Below are 22653 nucleotides of genomic sequence, written 5' to 3'. Positions count from 1 at the left end.
CGAAACCGCCCGTGCAGTCCGTCCCGCAGTCGGTCCCGTCTCGTCCGGTTTCGTCGCGCTTCGTTCGCTCGGCCACGGACGTGACTCGCGTGGCGTGATGCAGTCGGGGGTCGTCCATCGGCCCGAGTCGACTCATGCCTGTCTCCGCCCCCGCCGTTCGCGCACGGAACGAATGCGGCCTCGACCCCGCGATGCCGGCCGCGCGCGGTCGAAGCATGCCGAGCGAGCCAAACGATAGCGCGCGCCGCGGCCGCCTATGGCTGATCCTCGGCGCCATCCCGCTTCTATGCGTCTCGCTCGCCGCCTGCGGACGCGCCGGCTCCGACACGACAACCGCCGACCCGGCGTCGCCGGACGCATCCGCCTCCTCCGCACTCGCCGGCGCACTGCCCACCCAAGGAACATTGAACTGCGCGGCCCTCCCCGCAACGGCGGCGGATTCGTCCGATCCGCAAGCACCCGTGCTCGACGACAGGATCGTCGCCGACACGCCGAGCGAAGACGGCACGCGGCTGTTCGCGCTCGGCGCGCCAATCACGGCGACCCTCGCGACCGATAGCCCGAAAGCGGACGTCGTCGAATGGCAGATACGCGATGCCTGGAACGTCGTTCGCGCCGCGGGACGCGTGAACGTCGGCGCTGGCGCGCAGCGTTTCTCGCTGCGCTGCACGTCGTCGCGCGCAGGCTACTTCGCCCTGCTCGCCTCGCTCGTTCACGGCGGCGAACGGCTGCCGCGGCGCGGCACGCGTCCAAGCGGCATCGCGACGTTCGGCGTACTGCCCGACGTATCGAACGTGCTGCCGCCGGTTTCGTATGCTCACGAGGATCAGCATCGCTTCGGGGGGCAGGGCGCGAACTATCTGCGCGCCGGCCAGCGATGCTGCGACGGCGACGGCTATCGTCCGCTCTATCGCGTGCTCGGACTGTCGTGGGCCAACGACACGCGCAATTGGTACATCGAGGAGCCCGGTCATCCCGACACCTTCAAGCCGAGTCTCTCGACGCTGGCGCCCTATTTCAAACCGGGCGACATCATGCGGCTGATCCAACTCGACGGCATTCCCGGATGGGCCAGTCCGACCGGCTCGGCGACCCACAGCTACGCCCCCGTATCGGACACGGCCTACCGCAGCTACCTGAGCCGCGTCGGCACCGATTCGGCTCGCATTCGCGCGGCCTATTTTCCCGACCAATCGCATAACTACTACCAAGTCACCTGGGAGCCCGACTACGACGGCGGCCTGCCCTGGCGCGACTCCGACGCGCATTTCGTCGATCTGTACCGCGCGACCTACGAGGCGATTCATGCAACGGATCCGCATGCGGTCGTCATGGGTCCGACCATTGCATCGGTTCGCGAGAACGTGCGTTGGCTCGAGCGCCTCGCCCCGCTCGGCATCGGCCGCTACCTCGACGGCCTGACGATTCACGGCTACTACGACGTGGGCACCTCGCCCTCGCATCCGCCGGAACGGCTTGCAACCGATCCCGATCCGGCCAAGGCCGCGAACGCGCTGCCTGCTTCGATGCGCGCGCTGCGCACGTTGATGACGCATCTTCTGAAGCCCGGCGCGAAGCTGTTCGCCACCGAAACGGGGATCAGCTATGACATCGGCACCCAATACGGCACGGATTTCCCGACGCAAAACGTGCTGTTCGCGCAAGGCGCCGTCGTCGCGCGCACGCATCTGATCCTGCTCGGCGAAGGCGCCGACATGACCTACGTCTTCTATTCATCCGATATACCCGAGTCGCCGCCCGGATACGGCCTGTTCTTCGATCTCGAGCATGCGAACGGCGCCTACGGGGCAAGCGACATCAGTCCGAAGCCGGCCGCGATGGTTGTCTGCGCGATGACGCGGATCATCGACGGGACAAAGACGCTCGGCCACCTCGACCACGTGCCCGCCGGGATCTACGGCTACGCGTTCCAGCGGCTTACCGGCGGCAAGATCGTGACGGCCCTCTGGACGCACGACAACGGGCACTGGAACGCGACCTCGGGCTTCAGCGAAACCTACAGCGTCCCTTACACGCTGCAAGTCGATGCAAAGGGAACGACCGGACGTGTCACTGTGTTCGATGCGATGGGCAACGCCGCCGAGCTGCCTTACCGCGACGGCCGTGTCGCGCTCGCTTTGAGCGAGTCGCCGATTTACGTGGTTTCGACGAACGCATCGGCGGCTAAGGCGAACGTCACCGCGCCGGCGGGCTCGCTCGGCAAATGAAATATCAAATGAACGATCTTATCGAAGCGATCTGCCAACATCTCGCGTTTTTCCGACTCGCTTGCAGTGCGCGCGCCGCTCGCGCATACCATGCGACGCATTGGACTCGCGCCGCGTGACGCGCGTGCGCGCGGCCCGTCTCGCCTGCCCGCCCATGGCCAAGCGCATCGCTATCCTCATCTTCGACGGATTTTCGCTCGTCGAAGCGAGTTCCATCGCGGAAGTGTTCCGGCTCGCCGACGACCTCGAAGGCGGACCCGGGGAACCGTATGCCCTTGCCGTCGTTTCGAGCACGGGCGGCAGCATCGCGAGCAGCGCGACGATGCGCGTATGGTCGGACAATCTCGACGCCCATGCGGCCTCGGGCCTGCACGCGTTGTTCATCCCGGGCGGAGGCGGCGCCTCGCATCTCGCGACCGACGACTCGTTCCTGCGCCGTCTGCGCGCACTGATGCAGCACACGCACGCGGTCAAGGCGATCGGGGACGGCGCCGCGATCCTCGCCGCCGTGGCGGCAGCCGGGCCGGCCGGCTCCGCGGCGAGCGCGGCTGCCGTGCTCGGCGCACCTCAGATTACGCACGCGGCGACACACGCCGAGGGTCCCGTCGCACTCGACGATCCGCTCGGCCCCGTCGCCGCCGCGCTGTCGATCGTCAAACGCGACCGCGGCGCTCAGGCGGCGCGCACGGTTGCGGACCGTGCCGCACCGGGCGCGTGGCGCCGGCTCGGTGCCGTGCTCGGGGAGCTCGACGACGGCGGCACGCGCGAGAAGATCGATACGGCCGCACGCTGGATCCGCGAAAACTACGGCCAGCCAATCTCGGTGGCCAAGGCCGCCGAAGTGGCGGCGATGAGCGAGCGCAGCTTCTTGCGGCGCTTCAAGTCGCAGATGGGCATCACACCATCGGAGTATTTGCTGCGGGCGCGGCTCGACGCAAGCTGCTCGCTGCTGGTCGGCACCGACCTGCCCGTCGACAAGATCGCGCGCCGCTGCGGCGTCGGCAGCGGCGACGGATTGGCCAAGATGTTCCGCAAGCGCCTGTCGATTTCCCCGACCGAATATCGGCTCGCGGAGCGGCGGCGAGCGCGGCACCAATAAACGCGGCGGGCCGGTGCGAATTCGAGCACCGGATACGCGAGATACACGGGGATACACGGGAGGCATGGCACGCACCGCGGCGCGCGCCCGGCCTGCGCGGTCAGACTGGCTCGTCGCCGCGGCGCGCACGCACGGTCAACTGCATCGACACTTCGTCGATGAGCGCACGCAGCCACGCGAGGTCATGCGGCCGGTCGGGCTGCGGATGCCACATCTGATAGCACTTGATGCGCGGAAACGGAATCGGCGCGTCGCATACGGCAAGCGGCAGCATGCGTGCATAGTGCATCGCGAAACGGCGTGTCGTCGTGAAGATCAAGTCCGAATGGAGCAGGACTTGCGGCACCAGGCCAAAGTACGGCAGCGTCGTGACGATGCGCCGAGAGGCGCCGGCCCGCGCGAGCCCGATCTCGATCGCGTTGCGCCGCGCACCGCTGTAAGGCGTGGGCGCGAGATGCGCCGCGGCGAGGTATGCCTCGACGGTAAGCGGTTCGTGCGCGAGCGGATGGTCGGCGCGCATCATGCACACGACCGTATCGCTGAACAAATCGCTGCGCTCGAAGCGGGCATCGGGTTTCGGCCAATTGCCGACGACGAGATCGAGTTCGCCGGCCTCGAGCGCCGCGCCATGATCGAGCGCGGGATTGAGCGAATCGATTTCGAGCCGCGCCTGCGGCGCCGCCTCGCGAAAACGCGAGATCAGCGTTGGCATGAAGAAGTCGTTCAGATAATCGGGCGCGGCGATGCGAAACATGCGGCGCGTGACGGCTGGGTCGAAGTTGCCGTGCGGCGTGGCGACGAAATCAACGTCGCGCAGCGCGCGTTGGGTCGGCCCGAGCAGCGAGGCGCCGTATTCGGTCGGCACCATGCCCGTCTTGCCGCGCACGAGGATCGGATCGTTGAGCGTCTCGCGCAGCTTGCGCAACGCCGTGCTGATCGCGGGCTGCGTCTGGTTCAAGCGCAGCGCCGTTTGCGTGACGCTGCGCTCGGTCAGCAGCGTACGCAGCACGCGCAGCAGCCAGATGTCGAGCGCGTCGGCGCTGCGGCCCTCGTCGAACGACAGTTCGTTGTCGGTTTCGCGGCGGGTCGGCTGCGTCACGAGGCCATCCCGTTCGGCAGTGCGCTGATGCGCTTGATCTCCGGCGATTCGAGCCAGCCCGGCGAACGCGCGCAGTAGAGCACCATCGGCAGCGCGTCCTCGCCCCAGAACAATTGCCGATGGAGCCGGAACGTCGGCACGCCGAACACGCCGAGCGCGAGCGCATCGTCGAAATTGCGCTGCATGCGCGCTTTCGTATCGGGATGCTCGATGAGCCGCTCGCCGTGCGGCAAATTCAGCAACTGGCACAGATCGGCGAAGCCGTCGGGCGTCGACGGATCGCGCCCGTCGCGCCAGATGAAGCGGAACATCGCGCAGACCGTCGGCAGGTCGGCCTCGATCGCCGTGGCGAGCAGCAGCGCCTTCGTCGAGTCGAATGGATGAGCCGGCGGCATCTTGAACGGAATGCCGAGCTGCTCGGCCCGAAACAGCGCATGGCGATGGACGAACATGCGCTTTTGCGGGACCTCGTTCGCGGGACGCTGGCCCCAGTGCCGGTAGAGCGCAGTGACAGAAATGGGCACGAGCGAAAACGGCATGCTCGGCCACTTGTCGTGCTGTTCGAGCAGCAGGTAGGAAAAAGGCGACACGAAATCGTAAAGCCACAGCGGCGAGGCCGCGTCGATCGATGGGTTCATTAAAATCTCCGGTGGGTCCGGTTGCTGCTCGTGTGCCGCATGTCAAGCATCTTACGCGCCGCCCGCCTCCGTGTGGGTGCGCTCGTCGTACGCTTGGGCCAGCCGCGCCCGTACGAATCCGATATGTTGCCGCAGCACGTAGAACTGGTCGGCATAGGCGAGCGGCATCTTGAGCCGGTTCACGGCGGCTTCGATCTCGACGAGCTTGGTCATCGACGTGGCCCGCTCCTCCTCGGTCGCCGTTTCGTCGAGCGCCGAGCGCTCGATCGCGATCAGCGCGCCGTACCAGCGATAGATGCGCGACTTCACACGCCACGCGTAAAGGGACGGAATGAGCCTCACGCCCGGAATCAGCACGACGACGATCGGCACGATCAGCACGATCAGGCGATCGACGAGACTGGCCAGCCAGAACGGCAACAGGCGGTACAGAAAGCTCTTGCCCGACTTGTAGTAGCGCGCGGCATCGTCGCTGATCGGGAAATCGTGGATCACGGGCGAGGGGAATTCGCCCGCGTTTTGCAGCAGGCTCGCGCGGCCGTGCACTTCCTTGGCCGCTTCGATCAGCAGATCGGACAGCGCCGGGTGCAGCGAATCGCGCGCGACGAGTTCGGCCGTCGGCGCCACCGTGTGCACGGTCGCGGGCGGCAGATTCTTGCCGAGGTCGAACACGCCCATGGGCATCTTAACGTCGGTCAGGTACGAAAAGCGGCGCGCGTAGGCTTGCGCTTGGGAGAACGAGAACAAGCGCACGCCCGGCGTGCGCAATAGCCTTGCCATGACCGGCGGCTGCGCCGAATCGCCGGTCAGGAACGCCGCGTCGATCTCGTGCGCCGTCAAGGCCCGGGCCGCCGCCTCGCCCGTCAGCGGCAGCAGCGTCGTGCCGTCGCCGGGCACGATGCCGTTCGCCTTCAAGAGCGCCAGCGCCAACGCACGCGTCCCGCTGCCTTCGGGACCGATCGCGATCCGCTCGCCGGCGAAGGCCCTCAAGCGCGAACGCTCGCCGCCTTCGTAGAAGATCACGAGCGGCACGTAGGAGACGCTGCCGAGCGAAACGAGGTTCTCCGCCGGTTCGTTGCTAGCGGTTGCGGTTGCGCTCGACGCCGTGCTCGATCCGTTGGCGGTGCTCGATCCGCTAGCCGAGCTCGAAACGCTCGACGGACTTGCCGCGTTCGATCCACTAGCCGGACTTGCCTCGCTCGCTCGTTGCGGCGAATTCGGCTGCCCCGCCGAAGCCGAGCTTCCCGCCGTGCCCGCCGCCCCGCTCGCCGCGGGCGCCGAGGGTGCGCTCGCGCCCGCCGCCCCTTGAGCCACGAGCGTCACACCGCTTTGGACGAAGCCGACGTCGACGTCCGTGTTCGGATCGGACAGCCGTTCGAGGTTTTGCAGCGATCCCGCCGACGGCAACACCTTCAGCGTGATGCCGTTGCGCGCGAGGATCGCCTTGTAGCGCTGCGCGTCGTTCCAGAACGAGCTGCCCTGCGGCCCGGCCGAGATGGTCAGCGTATCGGGCGGCGCGGGCTGAATCAAATGGATGGCGAGCCAGATCGCGGCGGCCGAGATCAGCAAGATCGGCCCCGTCGAGACCGCAAGATCGCGCCACGAGACGGCGATCACGCGCGCCACGAAGCGCGGCGGACGCGCCGGGAGAAGCATGCGCGGCACCTTCGGCATGCGCGGCAGCCTCGACTTGCGCTGCCCGTCGTGGTTGTGGTGATTCTCGTGGTTGTCCGACATCGTTATCGCTGACCGAACCCTGCGCCGAGGAACAGATCCTTGTATTCGCGCGGCTGCGAGCGCCAGTATTGCTTCGGCGCATGGACCTGCGCACCCAGCTGCGCGGCGGCATGCCACGGCCAGCGCGGATCGTAGAGCATCGCCCGCGCGAGCGAGACCGCGTCGGCCTCGCCGTTCCCGATGATCGCCTCGGCCTGCTCCGGCTCGGTGATGAGACCGACTGCGATCGTCGGCAAGCCGACCTCGGACTTGACGCGCTGGGCGTAAGGCACTTGATAGCCGGGGCCGAGCTTGATCGCCTGCTGGGGCGAAACCCCGCCCGTCGTCACGTGAATCGCCGCGCAGCCGCGTGCCTTCAACGCCTTCGACAGCGCGACGGTGCCTTCGACATCCCATCCGTCCGGCACCCAGTCCGTGGCCGAGATTCGCGCCCAGACCGGACGCTCGGCGGGAAACGCCGCGCGCACGGCGTCGAACACCTCGATCGGGAAACGCATGCGGTTTTCGAGGCTGCCGCCGTACTCGTCATCGCGATGATTGGCGATCGGCGAGAGAAACTGGTGCAGCAAATAGCCGTGGGCCATGTGGATTTCGATGCCGTCGACGCCGAGCCGCGCCGCCCGCTTCGTCGCCGCCACGAAATCGGCTCGCACCTTGTCGAGGCCGGCCCGGTCGAGCATGACCGGCACTTCTTCATCCTTGGCATGCGGCACGGCCGAAGGCGCGACCGTCTTCCAGCCGAGCGGTTCGTCGGAACGGATCTGGGCCCCGCTATCCCACGGCGCATGGCTCGATCCCTTGCGTCCCGCATGGGCCAGCTGCACGGCAACCGCGATCGGGGAGTACGTACGCACGGCCTTGAGCACGTGGGCCAGTGCCGTTTCGTTCTCGTCCGAATACAGGCCCAGATCGCCCGGCGAGATGCGGCCTTCGGGCGAGACGGCCGTCGCCTCGAGAATCAGCAGGCCCGCGCCCGACAGCGCGAGGTGGCCCAAGTGGATCATGTGCCAGTCCGTGGCCGATCCGGCCTCGGCCGAATATTGGCACATCGGGGCGATGACGATACGGTTCGACAAGGCAAGGTTGCCGATGGTCATCGGCTCGAACAAACGGCTCATGGCGGACTCCTCGATCGGTTGGCGCCCGCGGCAGGCGGGAGCCGGCGGCGCGCGGGCGGGCACGGCGGCCGGGACCGGCGCCCGGACGCAAGCGATGCCCGCTGCGCGACGCATCGCCGAGCAGCATAAGGGATGACGACGGAAAATGCTGCCCCGGCGCTCGCGCGGCATCGATGAACGACGCCGGAAGCGCAGTGCGAGCGTGGTCTCAGTGGGGACGGATCGCCGGGAATGCCGCGCCGGCACATGACCGGAGAGCGGCACGGCTAGACACGAAGGCTTGCACCGCCTAAAAGCGGCGGCGCGGTGCTCGGGCGAGCCGCCGCCGGGCGGATGGCCGAAGTGCGGCTGTACCGGCTAGGAATGCGCCGGCGCGAACGCCTGGACGGTTCCGGCGGCCGAAGCCGCCATGCTCGTCACATGCGCGCGGACTTGCATCAGCTGAGCACAGACGGAGACGGCGATCGAGGACGGCGCCTTGTCGACGATGCCCGGCACGCCGATCGGGCAGACCATCTCGGGCATCCGCTCGCGTTCGACGCCGCGCTCGATCAAGCGGCGCTCGAACTTCACGCGCTTGGTTTTCGAGCCGATCATGCCGAAATAGGCAAAATCCTTGCGCCGCATGATATGCGCGGCCAGCGAGAAGTCGAGCGCATGATTGTGCGTCATGACGAGGAAGCACGCACCGGCAGGGGCGGCGTCGATCACGGCCTCGGGCGTATCGGTGGCTTCGATCTGCACGTTGGCCGGGACTTCGTCGGGAAAGCACTCGTCGCGCGCGTCGACCCACTCCACCACGCACGGCAGCGTGCCGAACAGCGTCACGAGGGCATGGCCGACGTGCCCCGCGCCGAACAGCACGACGTGCAGCGGCGCCCCGGTTCGGCTCGGCACGAACGAGCACCCAGTCATTTCGCGGCCTCGGCGATCGCCTCGACACCGGCGGTTTGCTGAACGCCCGCCCGGGCAGCGCGCACGGCGGAGACCGCCTTCAAAATCTCTTCGGCGGTGGCCGGCGCGTTCAGCGGCGGGTTGACCTCGTAGTCGCCCACGGCCGCGACCGCGTCGCGGATCGCGAAGAACACCGAGAACGGCAGCAAGAGCGGCGGCTCGCCGACGGCTTTCGAGCGGTGGATGCTGTCCTCGGCGTTGCGGTTCTTGAACAGCCGCACTTGCAGATCGGGCGGGCAATCGTTGACGGTCGGAATCTTGTAGGTCGAGGGCGCGTGCGTCATGAGCTTGCCGCCCGCGTTCCACCAGAGTTCCTCGGTCGTGAGCCAGCCCATGCCTTGGATGAAGCCGCCTTCCACCTGCCCGACGTCGAGCGCCGGGTTCAGGGAGTCGCCGACGTCGTGCAGCGCATCGGCGCGCACCACGCGCATTTCGCCCGTGAGCGAATCGATCACCACTTCCGACACAGCGGCGCCGTACGAGTAGTAGTAGAACGGCCGGCCCTGCAGCTTCGACTGATCCCAGTAGATCTTCGGGGTTGCATAGAAGCCGTCCGACCACAACTGCACGCGTGCGACGTAGGCCTTGGCAATGACTTCCTCGAACGTGAGGGCGCGCTCGCCGACGTAGATCGTGTCGCTTTCGAACATGACCTCGCTAGGCTGCACCTTGCCCTCGCCGAAGGTGTCGGCCGCGAACTTGGACAGCCGCTCGCGCAGTTGGCGCGCCGCGTCCTGCGCCGCCTTGCCGTTCAGGTCGGAGCCCGTCGAAGCGGCCGTGGCCGACGTATTGGCCACCTTGCTCGTATCGGTCGCCGTCACGCGCACGCGTCCGAAGCTGATGCCGAGTTCGTGCGCGACGACCTGCGCGACCTTCGTGTTGAGACCCTGGCCCATCTCGGTGCCGCCGTGATTCACGAGCACCGAGCCGTCCGTGTAGATGTGCACGAGCGAGCCGGCCTGGTTGAAGTGGGCGACGTTGAACGCGATGCCGAACTTCACGGGCGTGATCGCGATGCCCTTCTTCAGGATCGGGCTCGTTGCATTGAACGCGCGCGCGGCCTCGCGGCGGCGGTGATAGTCGCTCGTCCGGACGAGTTCCTCGACGAGCTCGTGGATGACGTTGTCCTCGACCGTCTGTCCGTACGGCGTGACATTGCGTTCGGTCTTGCCGTAGAAATTGCGGCGGCGCACTTCGAGCGGATCGAGCTTCAGCGACCGCGCGACGTTGTCCATGATGTATTCGATCGCGAACGCGCCTTGCGGGCCGCCGAAGCCGCGGAACGCGGTGTTCGACTGCGTGTTCGTCTTGCCGCAGAAGCCCGCGATGTCGATGTTGGGCAGCCAGTAAGCGTTGTCGAAATGGCAAACCGCACGCGTCATCACGGGGCCGGACAAATCGGCCGAGAAGCCGCAGCGCGACGTCATGTCGACGGCGACACCGTCGATGATGCCGTCGTCGCTGTAGCCGACGTCGTACTTGAAATGAAAATCGTGGCGCTTGCCCGTGATCATCATGTCGTCGTCGCGGTCCGGACGCAGCTTGATCGGGCACAGCAGTTTCCAAGCGGCGATCGCCGCGCAGCAGGCGAACAGCCCCGATTGCGACTCCTTGCCGCCGAAACCGCCGCCCATGCGCCGGCATTCGATCAGCACGTTGTGCGAATGGACGCCGAGCGCGTGGGCAACGAGGTGCTGCATCTCGGACGGGTGCTGCGTCGAACACCAGATGTGCATGCCGTCGTCGTCCTTCGGCACCGCGTAGGAGATCTGCCCTTCGAGGTAGAACTGTTCCTGGCCGCCGAGCAGCATTTCGCCGCCGTCGCGGTGCGGGGCGCGCGCAATCTTCGCCGCGGGCTCGCCGCGCGCGAGTTTCATCGGCGGCAGCACGGATTGATTGGCCGCGCGCGCCGCCTGCGCCGTCAGCACGGCCGGCAGCTCTTCGAATTCGATCTGCGCGCGGCGTGCGGCGAGGCGCGCCGTGTCGTGCGACGTGGCAACGACGATGAACATCGGCTGCCCGACGTATTGCACGATGCCTTCGGCCAGAATCGGATCGTCATGGATGATCGGTCCGCACTCGTTGACGCCGGGGATATCGTCGGCCGTGAACACCGCCACGACGCCGGGCGTGGCGCGCACGGCATCGAAGTTCATCGACACGATTTTCGCGTGCGCCTTCGGCGACATGCCGAGCGCCGCGTGCAGCGTGCCTTCTACAACCGGAATGTCGTCGGTGTAGGTGGCGCGCCCGCTCACGTGCAAGTGCGCGGATTCGTGCGGACGCGACACGTGCACTTGGCGGAATGCCGCGCGCTCGCGCTCGTTCTCGATGAGATCGGTCAAAAACGGTTCGGCTTGCTTGTTCATTGCTGTCTCTCTTACTGGCTTTTCTGGGCTCTTCTCCGCGATTCGTCCGGCGGGCAGCGCCGGACGGCTCGCCTCAGGCGGGCGTGTCGAGATCGACCAGGCGCACGTTCAGGGCTTCGGGCGGCAACGGATCGTGCGGACGCGTCTCGAGCCAGAAGCGGTAGAGCAGGTTTTGCGCGGTCTGCAGGCGATAGTCGCTCGTCGCGCGCATGTCGGACAGCGGCGCATAGTCCTTCGTGAGCGCTTTCATCGCCGCCTGCGCGGTCGCTTCGTGCCATGTCGCGTCGGCCAGCACGGCTTCCGCGTGCGAGGCGCGCTTCGGCGTGGCGGCCATGCCGCCGAACGCGATGCGCGGCGAGCGGATTTCGTCGCCGTCCGCGATGTACGAGAACGCGGCGCACACGGCTGAGATGTCGGAGTCGAAGCGCTTGGACAGCTTGTAGGTCTTGAAGCGCAGCGCCTCGCGCGCGCCGGTGCGCGTCGGCACCTTCAGCGCGGCCACGAACTCGTTCTCGGCCATGTCCTTCTTCTGGTAGGCGAGGTAGAGGTCTTCGAGCGCCAATTCGCGCTCGCCGTCCACGCCGCGCAGGATCACGTGCGCGCCCAGGGCGATCAGGCCCGGCATCGAATCGCCGATCGGCGAACCGTTCGCGACGTTGCCGCCGAGCGTGCCCGCGTTGCGGATCGGCAGCGACGCGAAACGCTTCCACATTTCGGTCAGTTCGGGGTAATGGCGGGCGAGTTCGGCATAAGCGCGCTCGACCGTCACGCCGGCGCCGATTTCGATCCAGTCGGCCGACGTCTCGATGCGCTGCATCGCAGCGACCCGGCCGACATAAATGATGTCGCCGAGCGCGCGCATCTGCTTGGTCACCCACAGGCCGACGTCGGTGCTGCCGGCGAGCAGGCGCGCGGCCGGCTTCTCAGCCCTGAGGGCGGCCAGCGCCTCGACCGTGCGCGGCGCGTCGAACGCGTCGCCGCGGTTTTCGTAGTGGAACGTCTCGTCGCGCTGGATCGTCGCCAACGTACGCGTCAGCGCCGGGATGTCGATCGGCGCCTTCGGGCTCGGCAGTTCAAACATCCGTTCGCCGGCCTCGATGATCGGACGATAGCCCGTGCAGCGGCACAGATTGCCCGTCAACGCATCGGCGATTTCCGTGCGCGACGGCGCGCAGGCGCTCCCGCTACCGCAGCCGCCCGCGCCGCCGCAAGCCGGCGGCTCGCCGGGCGCGGCACCCTCGCCGCCATGTTTGCGGTAGAGCGCCCACATCGACATGATGAAGCCCGGCGTGCAAAAGCCGCACTGCGAACCGTGGCAGTCGACCATCGCCTGCTGCACGGGGTGCAGCGAACCGTCGGGCTGACGCAGATCCTCGACCGTGAACAGCGCCTTGCCGTCGAGCGTCGGCAAAAACTGGATACAGGCGTTGACAGCCGAAAACCGCAGGCTGCCCGCCCCGTCGGGCTCGGCGACGACGACGGTGCAGGCGCCGCAGTCACCTTCCGCACAGCCCTCCTTGGTGCCGGTGCAGTGCACGTCCTCGCGCAGGTATTGCAGGAGCGTACGCGTGACGGGCACATCGCTGACTTCGCGGATGGCGTTGCGATGATAGAAACGGATCGATTGGCTCATGGTCGTGGAAAGCTGGAAACCGGAAGACGGAAGACACGTGTCACTTGTGTTTGTCGTTCGATGGAAAATTAACACCACCAATATGCACAACCCATAGGTGGGATCGCATGCCGCTCATATTCTTGAACCGATATGTCGACATGCTGTTTTGCCCCTGTTTCATCGTCTTTTGACGATGTTGCAGTGCACGGAAACCGGTTCCATGGCACAATTGCGCTTCACGCCATACAGTCGGCCTGGCTTCAAGTCTGGTTTTCCCTTACCATCGCCGCCGCACCGTTATTTCGTCCGCCCATGTCCTGCGCCTCTCCCGCCCTGTCCGATCGTGCCGCCACGGCGCAAATCGTCCCCATCGTCTTCTTCACGTTCATCTGCTACCTGATCATCGGCCTGCCGCTGCCCGTGCTGCCCGGTTTCGTGCAAAGCCAGCTCGGCCTCGGTTCCGTGCTGGCCGGCGCGGCGGTCAGCGTGCAGTACGCCGCGACGCTGTTTTCGCGGGGGTACGCCGGACGATTCTCCGACACGCTGGGTCCGAAGCGCACGGTCGCGATCGGCCTCATCGCCTGCGGCGGGAGCGGCGCATTGCTCGCGCTGGCCGTGGCGTGCCACGCCTGGCCGGTCCTGAGCCTCGCGGTGCTGGTCGCCAGCCGCTTCGCGCTGGGTTTCGGCGAAAGCTGCGTCGGCACGGGAGCGATCCTGTGGGGCATCGGCCGGGTCGGCAACGCGCAAAACGCCCGCGTGATCTCGTGGAACGGCGTCGCCACCTACGCCGGCTTGGCGATCGGCGCGCCTATCGGTGCCACGCTCGACCACGCGGTCGGGCCCTGGGCCCTCGGGGCCGTGACGATCGGGCTCGGTGTGCTCGGCTACGCGTTCGCACGCCGGATGCAAGCCGTGCCGATCGTTCACGGTGAACGCATGGGCTACGCCAGCGTATTCATGCGCGTGATGCCGCACGGCGTCGGGCTGGCGCTGGGCGCGGCCGGCTTCGGCTCGATCGCGACGTTCATCGCGCTTTACTACGAGGCACGCGGCTGGTCGCACGCAGCGCTTGCCCTGACCCTATTCGGCACGTTCTTCATCGCCGCCCGCCTGCTGTTCTCCAACGCCATTCGCACCTACGGGGGCTTTCGCGTGGCCTTGGTCTCGCTCTCGCTGGAATGCGCGGGCCTCGTGACGCTATGGCTCGCCAATGCGCCGCACGCCGCGCTGATCGGCGCGGCCGTGACGGGTTTCGGCTTCGCGCTCGTGTTTCCGTCGCTTGGCGTCGAAGCGGTCGAGCTGGTTCCGCCGGCCAGCCGCGGCGCGGCGCTGGCCGCCTACTCGGTCTTCTTCGATCTCTCGCTCGGCATCATGGGGCCGCTGGCGGGCTACGTGGCCGGCGCGTTCGGCTACCCCTCCGTGTTCTTCGTCGCGGCGGTCGCGGCGGCCGCGGGGGCGGTGCTCTCGCTCGCGCTGCATGCGCGATATACGGGGCGCGGCATCGCGGCAGCTGCCTAAGCGCCGGCGAACCGGGACCGCGGCGCGGCTGCCGCGGCCCTTCGACGTTTTTGCTTCATTCGAAATACAAATTGGTCTGTCGAGCCAATTCATACCGATTCATACCGATCGTCAAATAACAACCGCCAGAATCGATAGGGAAAATGGCGTAAAAAAATCATTACACTTTTCTCTTATTCTTATTCCATTTCGTTTCTTGCTTTTTTGATCGCCCGAATCCTACGATATTTGCTTCGTCCCGTAACAAGAGGAAGAGGCTCATGTCGTCCTGGAAACCCGATCCGACGTTCTACCCTTCCGCACGCCTGGCCGCGCAGGCCCCGAAGGAGACACTGGCCTATGTCGCCAGCTTCGATCCGGCGCGGCGCATTCCCGACGAAATCGCCGTCGTCGATCTCGATCCCGGCTCACCCGATTACGGCAAAATCGTGGAACGTGTCGCCATGCCCAATACCGGCGACGAATTGCATCATTTCGGCTGGAACGCGTGCAGTTCGCATCTTTGTCCTAATGCACCGCATCCGCACTCGGAGCGCCGCTATCTGATCGTGCCGGGCTTGCGCAGCTCGCGCATTCACGTGCTCGATACGAAACCCGATCTGCGCCGGCCGCGCATCGTGCGTGTGCTCGAACCCGACGAAGTGGCGCGCCGCTCCGGCTACACGCGCCCGCATACGGTCCATTGCGGCCCGCAAGGGATCTTCGTCGTCTCGCTTGCGAATGCCGAAGGCGACGCCCCGGGCGGCATCTTCCTGATGGATCACGACACGTTCGACATCCGTGGCCAATGGGAGATCGACCGCGGCCCGCAGCAGCTCGCCTACGACGCCTGGTGGCATCTGGGCTTCGACACGCTCGTCTCGAGCGAATGGGGGCTGCCCGCCACGTTCGAGAACGGCCTCGTGCCGGAAATCCTGCTGGGCGGCCAGTACGGCCATCGGCTGCACTTCTGGGATTTGAACACGCGCAAGCACAAGCAGACGATCGACTTCGGCGAGGAAAACCAGCTCGTCTTCGAACTGCGCCCCGCGCACGATCCCACCAAGGCGCACGGCTTCGTCAATTCCGTCATCAGCTTGAAGGACCTCTCGGCGTCGATCTGGACCTGGTATCGCGACGGCGATCGCTGGGCGGCCCGCAAGGTCATCGAAATTCCGGCCGAACCCGCCGATCCGGCGCTGCTGCCGCCGATGCTCAAACGCTTCAGCGCCGTGCCGCCGCTCGTGACCGACATCGCGCTCTCGCTCGACGACCGCTTCCTTTACGTCGCCTGCTGGGGCACGGGCGAGATGCGCCGCTACGACGTTTCCGATCCGCACCACCCCGAACTCGTCGGCTCGGTGAGAATCGGCGGCATTGCCGGGCGCGCGCCGCATCCGAGCAGCGGGAATCGGCCGTTGAACGGCGGGCCGCAGATGGTCGAGGTGAGCCGCGACGGCCGCCGCGTCTATTTCACGAACTCGCTGTACGGCGCCATCGACGAGCAGTTCTACCCCGACGGCATCGACGGCTGGATGGTCAAGCTCGACGCGCCCGAAGGCGGCGGGCTCGCGTTCGACCGCGAGTTCTATCTGGAATGGCCGGACACGCATCGGCCGCATCAGATCAGGCTCGAAGGCGGCGACGCCTCGTCCGATTCCTACTGCTATCCGTGAGCACGCCGATGCGACCCGCAAGCGCAGAGCAAGCCGCCGCGCAGACGATGAGGGCGATGGCTGCCGCCGAGTCGCGGCGATGATTTTGGCCCCGCACGCGGACGCCGCGATGGGTTGGCTCGCCGTAGTGGGCAGCGGCGTGTTTCACGGCGTCAATCCCGCGATGGGCTGGCTGTTCGCCACGGCGCTCGGATTGCAGCGCGGAAACCGCAAGGCGCTGGCCGCGGCCTTGCCGCCGCTCGCGCTCGGCCATGCTGTGTCGATCTTCGCCGTCACCTCGTCGGCGCTCGTGCTCGGGCTCGCGCTGCACGCGGCGTCGCTGAAGATCGGCGCCGGCGTCGTCCTGCTCGGATGGGCCGCCTATCACCTGCGCTACGGTCATCGGCATCGCGTCCGCGTGGGCATGACGGCCGGCGCGGCTGGGCTCGCGCTGTGGTCGGCGGCCACGGCCACCGTTCATGGCGCGGGGCTCATGCTCGTGCCCGCGCTGATGCCGATCTGCGGCGCCGCGGCCAAGGCGGGCCTGGCCGGCACGCTCGGCCCGGCCGCGCTCGTCACGGTCGTGCACACGCTCGTGGCATCGGCCACGAGCGCGGCGATCGCGTTCGCCGCCTACGAGTACCTCGGCCTGAGCATGCTCCGGCGAGGCTGGATCAATTTCGACTGGATCTGGTCGGGCGCGCTCGCGCTAACGGGCGCGGCGCTGCTGGCGCTTGCATGAGGGCGAGCGTGAGCACGGACACGAACACGAGCAAGAGCGCCAACGCGCCCGCGTAGCCGCACGTTCGCGGCGAGCGCCGAGGCCCGCCGCCCTATTCAACGTCAACGCCCGCGCGCGTTTTCCGACAACGACTGTTCGAGCGCCGCCACGCCCGCCGGCAAATCGACGCGTGCGCCGAGTTCGACCATCGTGCGGCCGAGCGCATGCAGCGTGCGAAACAGGTTGTGTTCGCGGCACTGCTCGCCCATCTGTCCGATGCGCACGATCGGCAGCCCGAACGACCCCGAGATTTCGACTTGATGCTGGCTCGAGATATGGCCGCAGACGTCGGCCGGGCTCAACCCCGCCGGCGTCGAAATGCCGACGACCGAGTTCAGCCGGCACGGCTCGGGGGCGAAGAGCGCGAGCCCCATCGCCGAGACCCCCGCCTGCAGCGCCAACGAGCACTTGAGGTGGCGCGCGAAACGCTTTTCGAGCGTCTCGGCGCACACGAGCCGCAGCGCCTCGTGCAGCGCGAGCACGCCCGAGACAGGTGCCGTGTAGTGATAGCCGGCGTTGTGCCAGAAGTTTTCTGCAAGCGACGCGTCGAGGCACCAGTGGGCGTTGGGTTGCGCGCGCGTCTTCATGCGCTCCCAGGCCGCGTCCGAAAACGCGATCAGCGAGACACCCGGAATCGACGACAACCCTTTCTGCCCGCCCGTGATGACGGCGTCGATGCCCCAAGCATCCATCTCGAGCGGCATCGTGCTCAGCGTGCAGACGGCGTCGACGACCACGAGCGCGCCGGCGGCCCTCGCCAGCGCCGCGATCTCCTTGAGCTGATGATTCCAGACGGTATTCGACGTCTCGCCTTGAACGATCGTGACGATCTCGGGCCGTTCGCGGGCAAGGGCCCGTTCGACATCGGCCAGACTCGCCACGGCACCGTCGGCGACGTCGAGCATCGCCACGTGCGCGCCGCAGCGCTTGGCCATCTCGGCCATGCGCGCGCTGAAAAAGCCGTTCTTGATCGAGAGCACGCGCGTGCCGGACCAAGCGAGGTTCGAGATCGCCATCTCCATCGCCGCCGAGCCGGGGCCGGCCACGCCCAAGACCCATTTCGAGCGCGTTTGGAAAACGTAGCGCGCCATCTCCTTCACTTGCCCGATCACCTTCGACATCGTCGCCCCGAGGTGATTGATGACGATCGCGTTCGCCTTGGCGACGGCGGCCGGAATCGGCACCGGGCCGGCGCCCATCATCAACAGCGGTTCTTCGGGGAGGATCGCGTCGAGCGACACGACGTCGGGGCAAGGGATGGAAGGCTCGGTGGTCGGCATGGCTACGCTTGAAGGCGGTTCGAGGGAAGGGTTTCCGCCTCGCCGCGCTACGCGTTCAGCATTCGGGCGCTCGTGCTATCGAGGAGGCTCGAATTGGTGCGATGCGGCGAAGGGAAGGACGATCATTGCCCCATTTCCGACCGCCCGCAAGTATTTTCGACCGAACGCGGTGCCGGTCGGCCGGAGCGGGTCCATGCCGGCCGCCCCCGCCCACTTCGGACGGCGCGCTTAAGCCGCTGCGTGCGAGCGACCTAGCCCAAGCCCGTCACGCAACCGATGCCGGCGATTCCGGCGGCCGCGCCGACGCACCGTCGACGATCGGAGCGGGCGGCGCAACATATCCGCACAAGCTCGTGAGCCGATCCGCCTCGCGCTCATGCACTTCGACCGGAAACGCGACAGCGCCCATATGGGCCAGATAGCGTGCCCGGTGCTGCCCGTTGCGGAACGCGACGACGCCTTCGCGGTGGAACCCGAACCAACCGAGCAGGCCGCGCGCGCGCCGTGTATCGACCGTCACGTAAGGCATGGCGGGAATACGCTCGTTCTCGGGATCGAGAAAATCCCGAATCCCTTTGACCTTGCCGCTGTGCCAATTGCCGACGGGCGGCAGCACGTAGTCGGTATCGTCGCGATCGGCGCACTCGAGCAGCTTGCGCGCATCGACGACGACTACGCGGTGGCGGCTCTGGTCGTCCTCGAAGACGCGTTTCAGGCGCACGTGGTCGTAGTGGGAATGAAGAGGAAGCGGGACGAGCCAAATCGAGCCGGGACCGGCCGAAGGTGCGAGAGCTACCGCATGGATCGATGCGGATGTGGACATGACGAACGTATGATTGTTGGAATCCCCGGTGCCGTTGCGCCGGGCTCATCGGCGTTCATATCGCCGAGGAAAGTGCAGAAGATTATCTGCCGATCGTGACAGAATCGTGACGAATATGACAAATTCGTCTGAGCTTTTGTACGCGTTCTGTCCTACACAGAGAGACGAAAGATGCAAGAGCGCTTTGGGCCGCATGTTCGGATCGAGCCATCCGCCAACGGTATTGCAACGATCGTGCTGGATCGGCCCGCCTGCAGGAACGCCGTCGATGCGCCGACCGCCTCGGCGCTGGCCGGCGCGTTCGCGCGGTTCGAAGGCGAGCCGGCATGGCGCGCGGGCGTGTTGTTCGGCGCGGGCGGCACGTTCTGCGCGGGAGCCGATTTGACGGCCTTGGACGACGACGCGCGCCGCAACGAGGTGCGCCCCGACGGCAGCGGCCCGGGCCCGATGGGGCCGACGCGCATGATGCTGTCCAAGCCCGTCGTCGCGGCGATCGCGGGCCACGCCGTCGCGGGCGGGCTCGAACTCGCGGCGATGTGCGACCTGCGCGTGGTGGAAGAAGATGCGGTGCTCGGCGTGTTTTGCCGCCGGTTCGGCGTGCCGCTCATCGACGGCGGAACGATTCGGGTGCCCCGCTTGATTGGCCTTTCCCGCGCGCTCGACTTGATTTTGACCGGGCGAGCCGTGGATGCCCGGGAAGCGCTCGCGATCGGGCTGGCCAACCGGGTCGTCCCGAAAGGGGCGGCGCGGGAAGCCGCCGAAGCGCTCGCGGCGCAGCTCGCCGCGTTTCCGCAGGCGGCGCTGCTGGCCGATCGCCGCTCCGCCATCGAGCACAGCGCGCTGGACGATCTGGCCGAAGCGCTGCGCCGCGAAGGCGCCGGCGGCTATCGCGCCGTGTTCGACGAAGGCGTGGCGGGCGCGGCGCGCTTCGCCGCCGGTGCCGGGCGCCACGGCAACCCGGCGGACGAGACTAAGTAACCACGGCTTGACCGCGGCTTAGCAGCCGCCAGAGCGCCGCTAAACCCGCGCCGAATCGACGTCTTATCGCCGCCGAATCCCCGCCGAATCCCCGCCGAATCCCCGCCGAATCCCCGCCGAATCCCCGCTTAACCGCGAGCGGGCAAAATCTTCCCGACGCAGGCGCCAAAGCCGACGCGATAGCCCTCGCCCTGGCACCATCCCGCGAGCGTCAGCTCGTCGCCGTCGGCGATGAAGGTACGCGTGCCGCCGCTTTCCAACTCGAGCGGCCGCGTGCCGTTCCACGTGAGTTCGAGCAGCGAGCCGAACGAATCGGTCGTCGGCCCGCTGATCGTCCCCGAGCCCATCAGATCACCCACGCGCGTGTTGCAGCCCGAGACCGTGTGATGCGCGAGTTGCTGCGCCATCGTCCAGTACATGTGCTTGAAGTTCGTGCGTGAGATCGTCGTTGCCTTTCCGGCGCCTTCGGGCCGAAGCAGCACCTCGAGCGCGACGTCGAACGCGTGCGCCCCGGCGTGCCGCAGATAGGGCAGCGGCTCCGGCGTCTGCTCGGGCTGCGCGACGCGGAACGGCTCGAGCGCGTCGAGCGTCACGATCCACGGCGAGATCGTCGTCGCGAACGTCTTCGCATTGAACGGACCGAGCGGCACGTACTCCCACTGCTGGATGTCGCGTGCGCTCCAATCGTTGAGCAGCACCATGCCGAAGATCCGGTCCTCCGCCTCGCCGCAGGCGATCGGTTCGCCGAGCGCGTTGCCGTTTCCGACGATGAAGCCCGTCTCGAGTTCGATGTCGAGCTTGCGGCATGCGCCGTAGACCGGGCGGTCCTGATCGGGCAGCTTCAACTGCCCCATCGGCCGGCGCACGTTCGTGCCGCTGACGACGACCGACGACGCGCGGCCGTTGTAGCCGATCGGCATCTCCGACCAATTCGGCAGCAGCGCATTCTTAGGATCCCGAAACATCGAGCCGACGTTCGTCGCGTGTTCCTTCGACGAGTAGAAATCGGTATAGCCGGGAATATCGACGGGCAGATGCATCGTCGCGCCTTGCATCGGCACGAGCACGCGCTCGCGCAAAGCCGCATCGTCGCGCAGCGTGGGGCAGGCGGCATCGAGGAGCGCGCTCAGCTGAACGCGCACGCCGCGCCAGGCACCGCGGCCCAGCGCAATGAACGCGTTGAGCGACGGACGGGCGAAAACGTCTTCATCGGCATCGAGCGAAAGATGGCCCGCCGACCGCAAGGCGGCTAGATCGACGATCGCATCGCCGATCGCCACGCCCGCGCGCGGCGCCGCATCGCGCGCATCGCTGAAGATGCCGAACGGCAAGTTCTGAATCGAGAAGTCGCATCGCGGCTCATTCGCCGATGCGAGCCAGCTGCGCTTGGCAGGATCGCTCGCCGCCGCGAGTTCCTTCGAAAAATCGTTCGTCATGCTCATTGCCGCTCCGCGTTGAAATGCTTTTTCAGTCCCTGCCAGCACTCGAAGTAGTTCGCCTGCAATTGCGCGCTGTCGAGCGCGAATCGCGTCGGCTTGAGCAGCGTGCGCGTCTCGAACATGAACGCGAGCGTGTCGCCTACTTTTTGCGGCTTGGATGTATCGGCGTTCGAGGCTTTCTCGAACGTGCCGGCGTCGGGGCCGTGGCCCGACATGCAGTTGTGCAGACTCGCGCCGCCCGGCACGAAGCCCTCAGCCTTGGCGTCGTAGACCCCATGCACGAGCCCCATGAATTCGCTCGCGACGTTGCGGTGGAACCAGGGCGGGCGGAACGTATCCTCGCCGGCGAGCCAGCGCGGCGGGAAGATGACGAAGTCGAGCGTGTCGACGCCCGGCGTGTCGCTCGGCGCTTGCAGCACGAGGAAGATCGACGGATCGGGATGGTCGAAGCTGATCGAGCCGATCGTGTTGAAGCGGCGCAGATCGTACTTGTACGGCGCATAGTTGCCGTGCCACGCAACCACGTCGAGCGGCGAATGGCCGATGTCGGCTCGCCACAAGCGTCCATTCAGTTTCGCGACGAGTTCGAACGCGCCCTCGCGATCCTCGTAGGCCGCATGCGGCGTCAGGAAATCGCGCGGATTGGCAAGGCCGTTCGAGCCGATCGGCCCGAGATCGGGCAAACGCAACAGCGCGCCGAAGTTCTCGCAAACGTAGCCGCGCGCGCGGCCGTCCACGAGCGTGACGGCGAAGCGAACGCCACGCGGCACCACGGCGATTTCGGACGGCTCGACGTCGAGCACGCCCATTTCCGTCGCGATCAGCAAACGCCCCTCCTGCGGCACGATCAAAAGTTCGCCGTCGGCGTTGTAGAAAAAGCGGTCCTGCATCGACCGGTTCGCGGCATACAGATGAATCGCGCAGCCCGACATCGCCTCGGCCGCGCCGTTGCCGGCCATCGTCACGAGGCCCTCGACGAAGTCGGTCGGCTCGCTCGGCATCGGCAGCGGATCCCAGCGCAGCTGGTTCGGCGGCGTGGGTGGCGTTTCGGCGAAGTTGGCGACGAGGCGCGGCGCCGCCGCCCCGTTGCTCGCCTCGAACGGCTCGAACGGCCGGTGCACCGCCGCGGGCCGGATCCGATAGAGCCACGTGCGGCGGTTATGCGCGCGCGGCGCCGTGAAGGCCGTGCCCGAGAGCTGCTCGGCATAGAGCCCGTAGGGCGCGCGCTGCGGCGAGTTGCGGCCGGCGGGCAGTGCCCCGGGCAGCGCCTCGGTGGCGAATTCGTTCGCGAAGCCCGACTGATAGCCGGCCTCCGTGTCGCGGCGAGAGACATCCTGCATGAC

General features: G+C 67.0%; 17 protein-coding genes. 6 read left to right on the top strand and 11 right to left on the bottom strand.

Annotated elements, in window-relative coordinates:
- The first annotated feature begins 134 nt into the window (after positions 1 to 134).
- A complete protein-coding gene (locus DWV00_RS25270; protein WP_245965035.1) occupies positions 135 to 2228 on the top strand; it encodes a hypothetical protein in 2094 nt (697 codons plus the stop codon).
- 115 nt (positions 2229 to 2343) lie between these two features.
- Positions 2344 to 3327, top strand: coding sequence for a helix-turn-helix domain-containing protein (locus DWV00_RS25265; protein WP_245965034.1), 984 nt, complete (start codon positions 2344 to 2346; stop codon positions 3325 to 3327).
- Between the two features lie 100 nt (positions 3328 to 3427).
- On the opposite strand, the gene DWV00_RS25260 is transcribed toward DWV00_RS25265, so the two are convergent.
- From DWV00_RS25260 to xdhA, 7 genes are all read right to left on the bottom strand, one after another.
- The gene (locus DWV00_RS25260; RefSeq protein WP_245965033.1) at positions 3428 to 4426 is read right to left on the bottom strand and encodes a LysR family transcriptional regulator; all 999 of its coding nucleotides are present in this window, start codon (positions 4424 to 4426) and stop codon (positions 3428 to 3430) included.
- Positions 4423 to 5064 carry a DsbA family protein gene (locus tag DWV00_RS25255; RefSeq protein ID WP_115536365.1) on the bottom strand — a complete coding sequence of 214 codons (642 nt, stop codon included), beginning with the start codon at positions 5062 to 5064 and terminating at the stop codon, positions 4423 to 4425. Before DWV00_RS25255 ends, DWV00_RS25260 begins: the two co-directional genes overlap by 4 nt.
- Positions 5065 to 5115: 51 nt before the next feature.
- Complete coding sequence (locus tag DWV00_RS25250; protein ID WP_425452826.1) at positions 5116 to 6801, bottom strand: TAXI family TRAP transporter solute-binding subunit; 1686 nt, start codon at positions 6799 to 6801, stop codon at positions 5116 to 5118.
- 2 nt (positions 6802 to 6803) lie between these two features.
- Complete coding sequence (locus DWV00_RS25245; protein ID WP_115536364.1) at positions 6804 to 7919, bottom strand: NADH:flavin oxidoreductase/NADH oxidase; 1116 nt, start codon at positions 7917 to 7919, stop codon at positions 6804 to 6806.
- A 357-nt stretch (positions 7920 to 8276) separates the two neighbouring features.
- The gene (gene xdhC, locus DWV00_RS25240) at positions 8277 to 8834 is read right to left on the bottom strand and encodes a xanthine dehydrogenase accessory protein XdhC (RefSeq protein WP_115536363.1); all 558 of its coding nucleotides are present in this window, start codon (positions 8832 to 8834) and stop codon (positions 8277 to 8279) included.
- Positions 8831 to 11242, bottom strand: a complete 2412-nt coding sequence (xdhB, locus tag DWV00_RS25235; protein ID WP_115536362.1) for a xanthine dehydrogenase molybdopterin binding subunit — start codon at positions 11240 to 11242, stop codon at positions 8831 to 8833. The genes xdhC and xdhB overlap by 4 nt, the downstream gene beginning before the upstream one ends.
- A 73-nt stretch (positions 11243 to 11315) precedes the next feature.
- Entirely contained in the window at positions 11316 to 12875 is a 1560-nt protein-coding gene (gene xdhA / locus DWV00_RS25230) for a xanthine dehydrogenase small subunit (protein ID WP_115536361.1), read from the bottom strand.
- A 294-nt stretch (positions 12876 to 13169) separates the two neighbouring features.
- Here xdhA and DWV00_RS25225 point away from each other — a divergent pair, with 294 nt between their 5' ends.
- The 3 genes from DWV00_RS25225 (at position 13170) to DWV00_RS25215 (ending at position 16751) form a co-directional block, all read left to right on the top strand.
- Positions 13170 to 14375 (top strand): MFS transporter, encoded by a 1206-nt coding sequence (locus DWV00_RS25225; RefSeq protein ID WP_115536360.1) that lies wholly within the window; start codon positions 13170 to 13172, stop codon positions 14373 to 14375.
- 260 nt (positions 14376 to 14635) lie between these two features.
- Entirely contained in the window at positions 14636 to 16030 is a 1395-nt protein-coding gene (locus DWV00_RS25220; protein WP_115536359.1) for a selenium-binding family protein, read from the top strand.
- Between the two features lie 79 nt (positions 16031 to 16109).
- Positions 16110 to 16751 carry a hypothetical protein gene (locus tag DWV00_RS25215; protein ID WP_245965032.1) on the top strand — a complete coding sequence of 214 codons (642 nt, stop codon included), beginning with the start codon at positions 16110 to 16112 and terminating at the stop codon, positions 16749 to 16751.
- A 101-nt stretch (positions 16752 to 16852) separates the two neighbouring features.
- Here DWV00_RS25215 and DWV00_RS25210 read toward each other — a convergent pair whose 3' ends face one another.
- Positions 16853 to 18070, bottom strand: coding sequence for a pyridoxal-phosphate-dependent aminotransferase family protein (locus DWV00_RS25210; protein WP_115536358.1), 1218 nt, complete (start codon positions 18068 to 18070; stop codon positions 16853 to 16855).
- 265 nt (positions 18071 to 18335) lie between these two features.
- On the bottom strand, positions 18336 to 18893 hold the full coding sequence (locus DWV00_RS25205) for a plasmid fertility inhibition factor family protein (RefSeq protein WP_115536357.1): 558 nt from the start codon (positions 18891 to 18893) through the stop codon (positions 18336 to 18338).
- Between the two features lie 171 nt (positions 18894 to 19064).
- Between DWV00_RS25205 and DWV00_RS25200 the strand changes: the two genes are divergently transcribed.
- Entirely contained in the window at positions 19065 to 19871 is an 807-nt protein-coding gene (locus DWV00_RS25200; protein WP_115536356.1) for a crotonase/enoyl-CoA hydratase family protein, read from the top strand.
- A gap of 128 nt (positions 19872 to 19999) precedes the next feature.
- Here DWV00_RS25200 and fahA read toward each other — a convergent pair whose 3' ends face one another.
- Positions 20000 to 21313, bottom strand: a complete 1314-nt coding sequence (gene fahA / locus DWV00_RS25195; RefSeq protein ID WP_181885582.1) for a fumarylacetoacetase — start codon at positions 21311 to 21313, stop codon at positions 20000 to 20002.
- Positions 21310 to 22650 (bottom strand): homogentisate 1,2-dioxygenase, encoded by a 1341-nt coding sequence (gene hmgA / locus DWV00_RS25190; RefSeq protein ID WP_115536354.1) that lies wholly within the window; start codon positions 22648 to 22650, stop codon positions 21310 to 21312. The genes fahA and hmgA overlap by 4 nt, the downstream gene beginning before the upstream one ends.
- Between the last annotated feature and the right edge of the window lie 3 nt (positions 22651 to 22653).

The sequence above is a fragment of the Trinickia dinghuensis genome, assembly GCF_003367175.1.
In the GTDB taxonomy this organism is placed as follows: Bacteria; Pseudomonadota; Gammaproteobacteria; order Burkholderiales; family Burkholderiaceae; genus Trinickia; species Trinickia dinghuensis.
The sequence above is the reverse complement of the archived record's forward strand: the minus strand, read 5'-3'. Positions and strand labels throughout refer to the sequence as shown.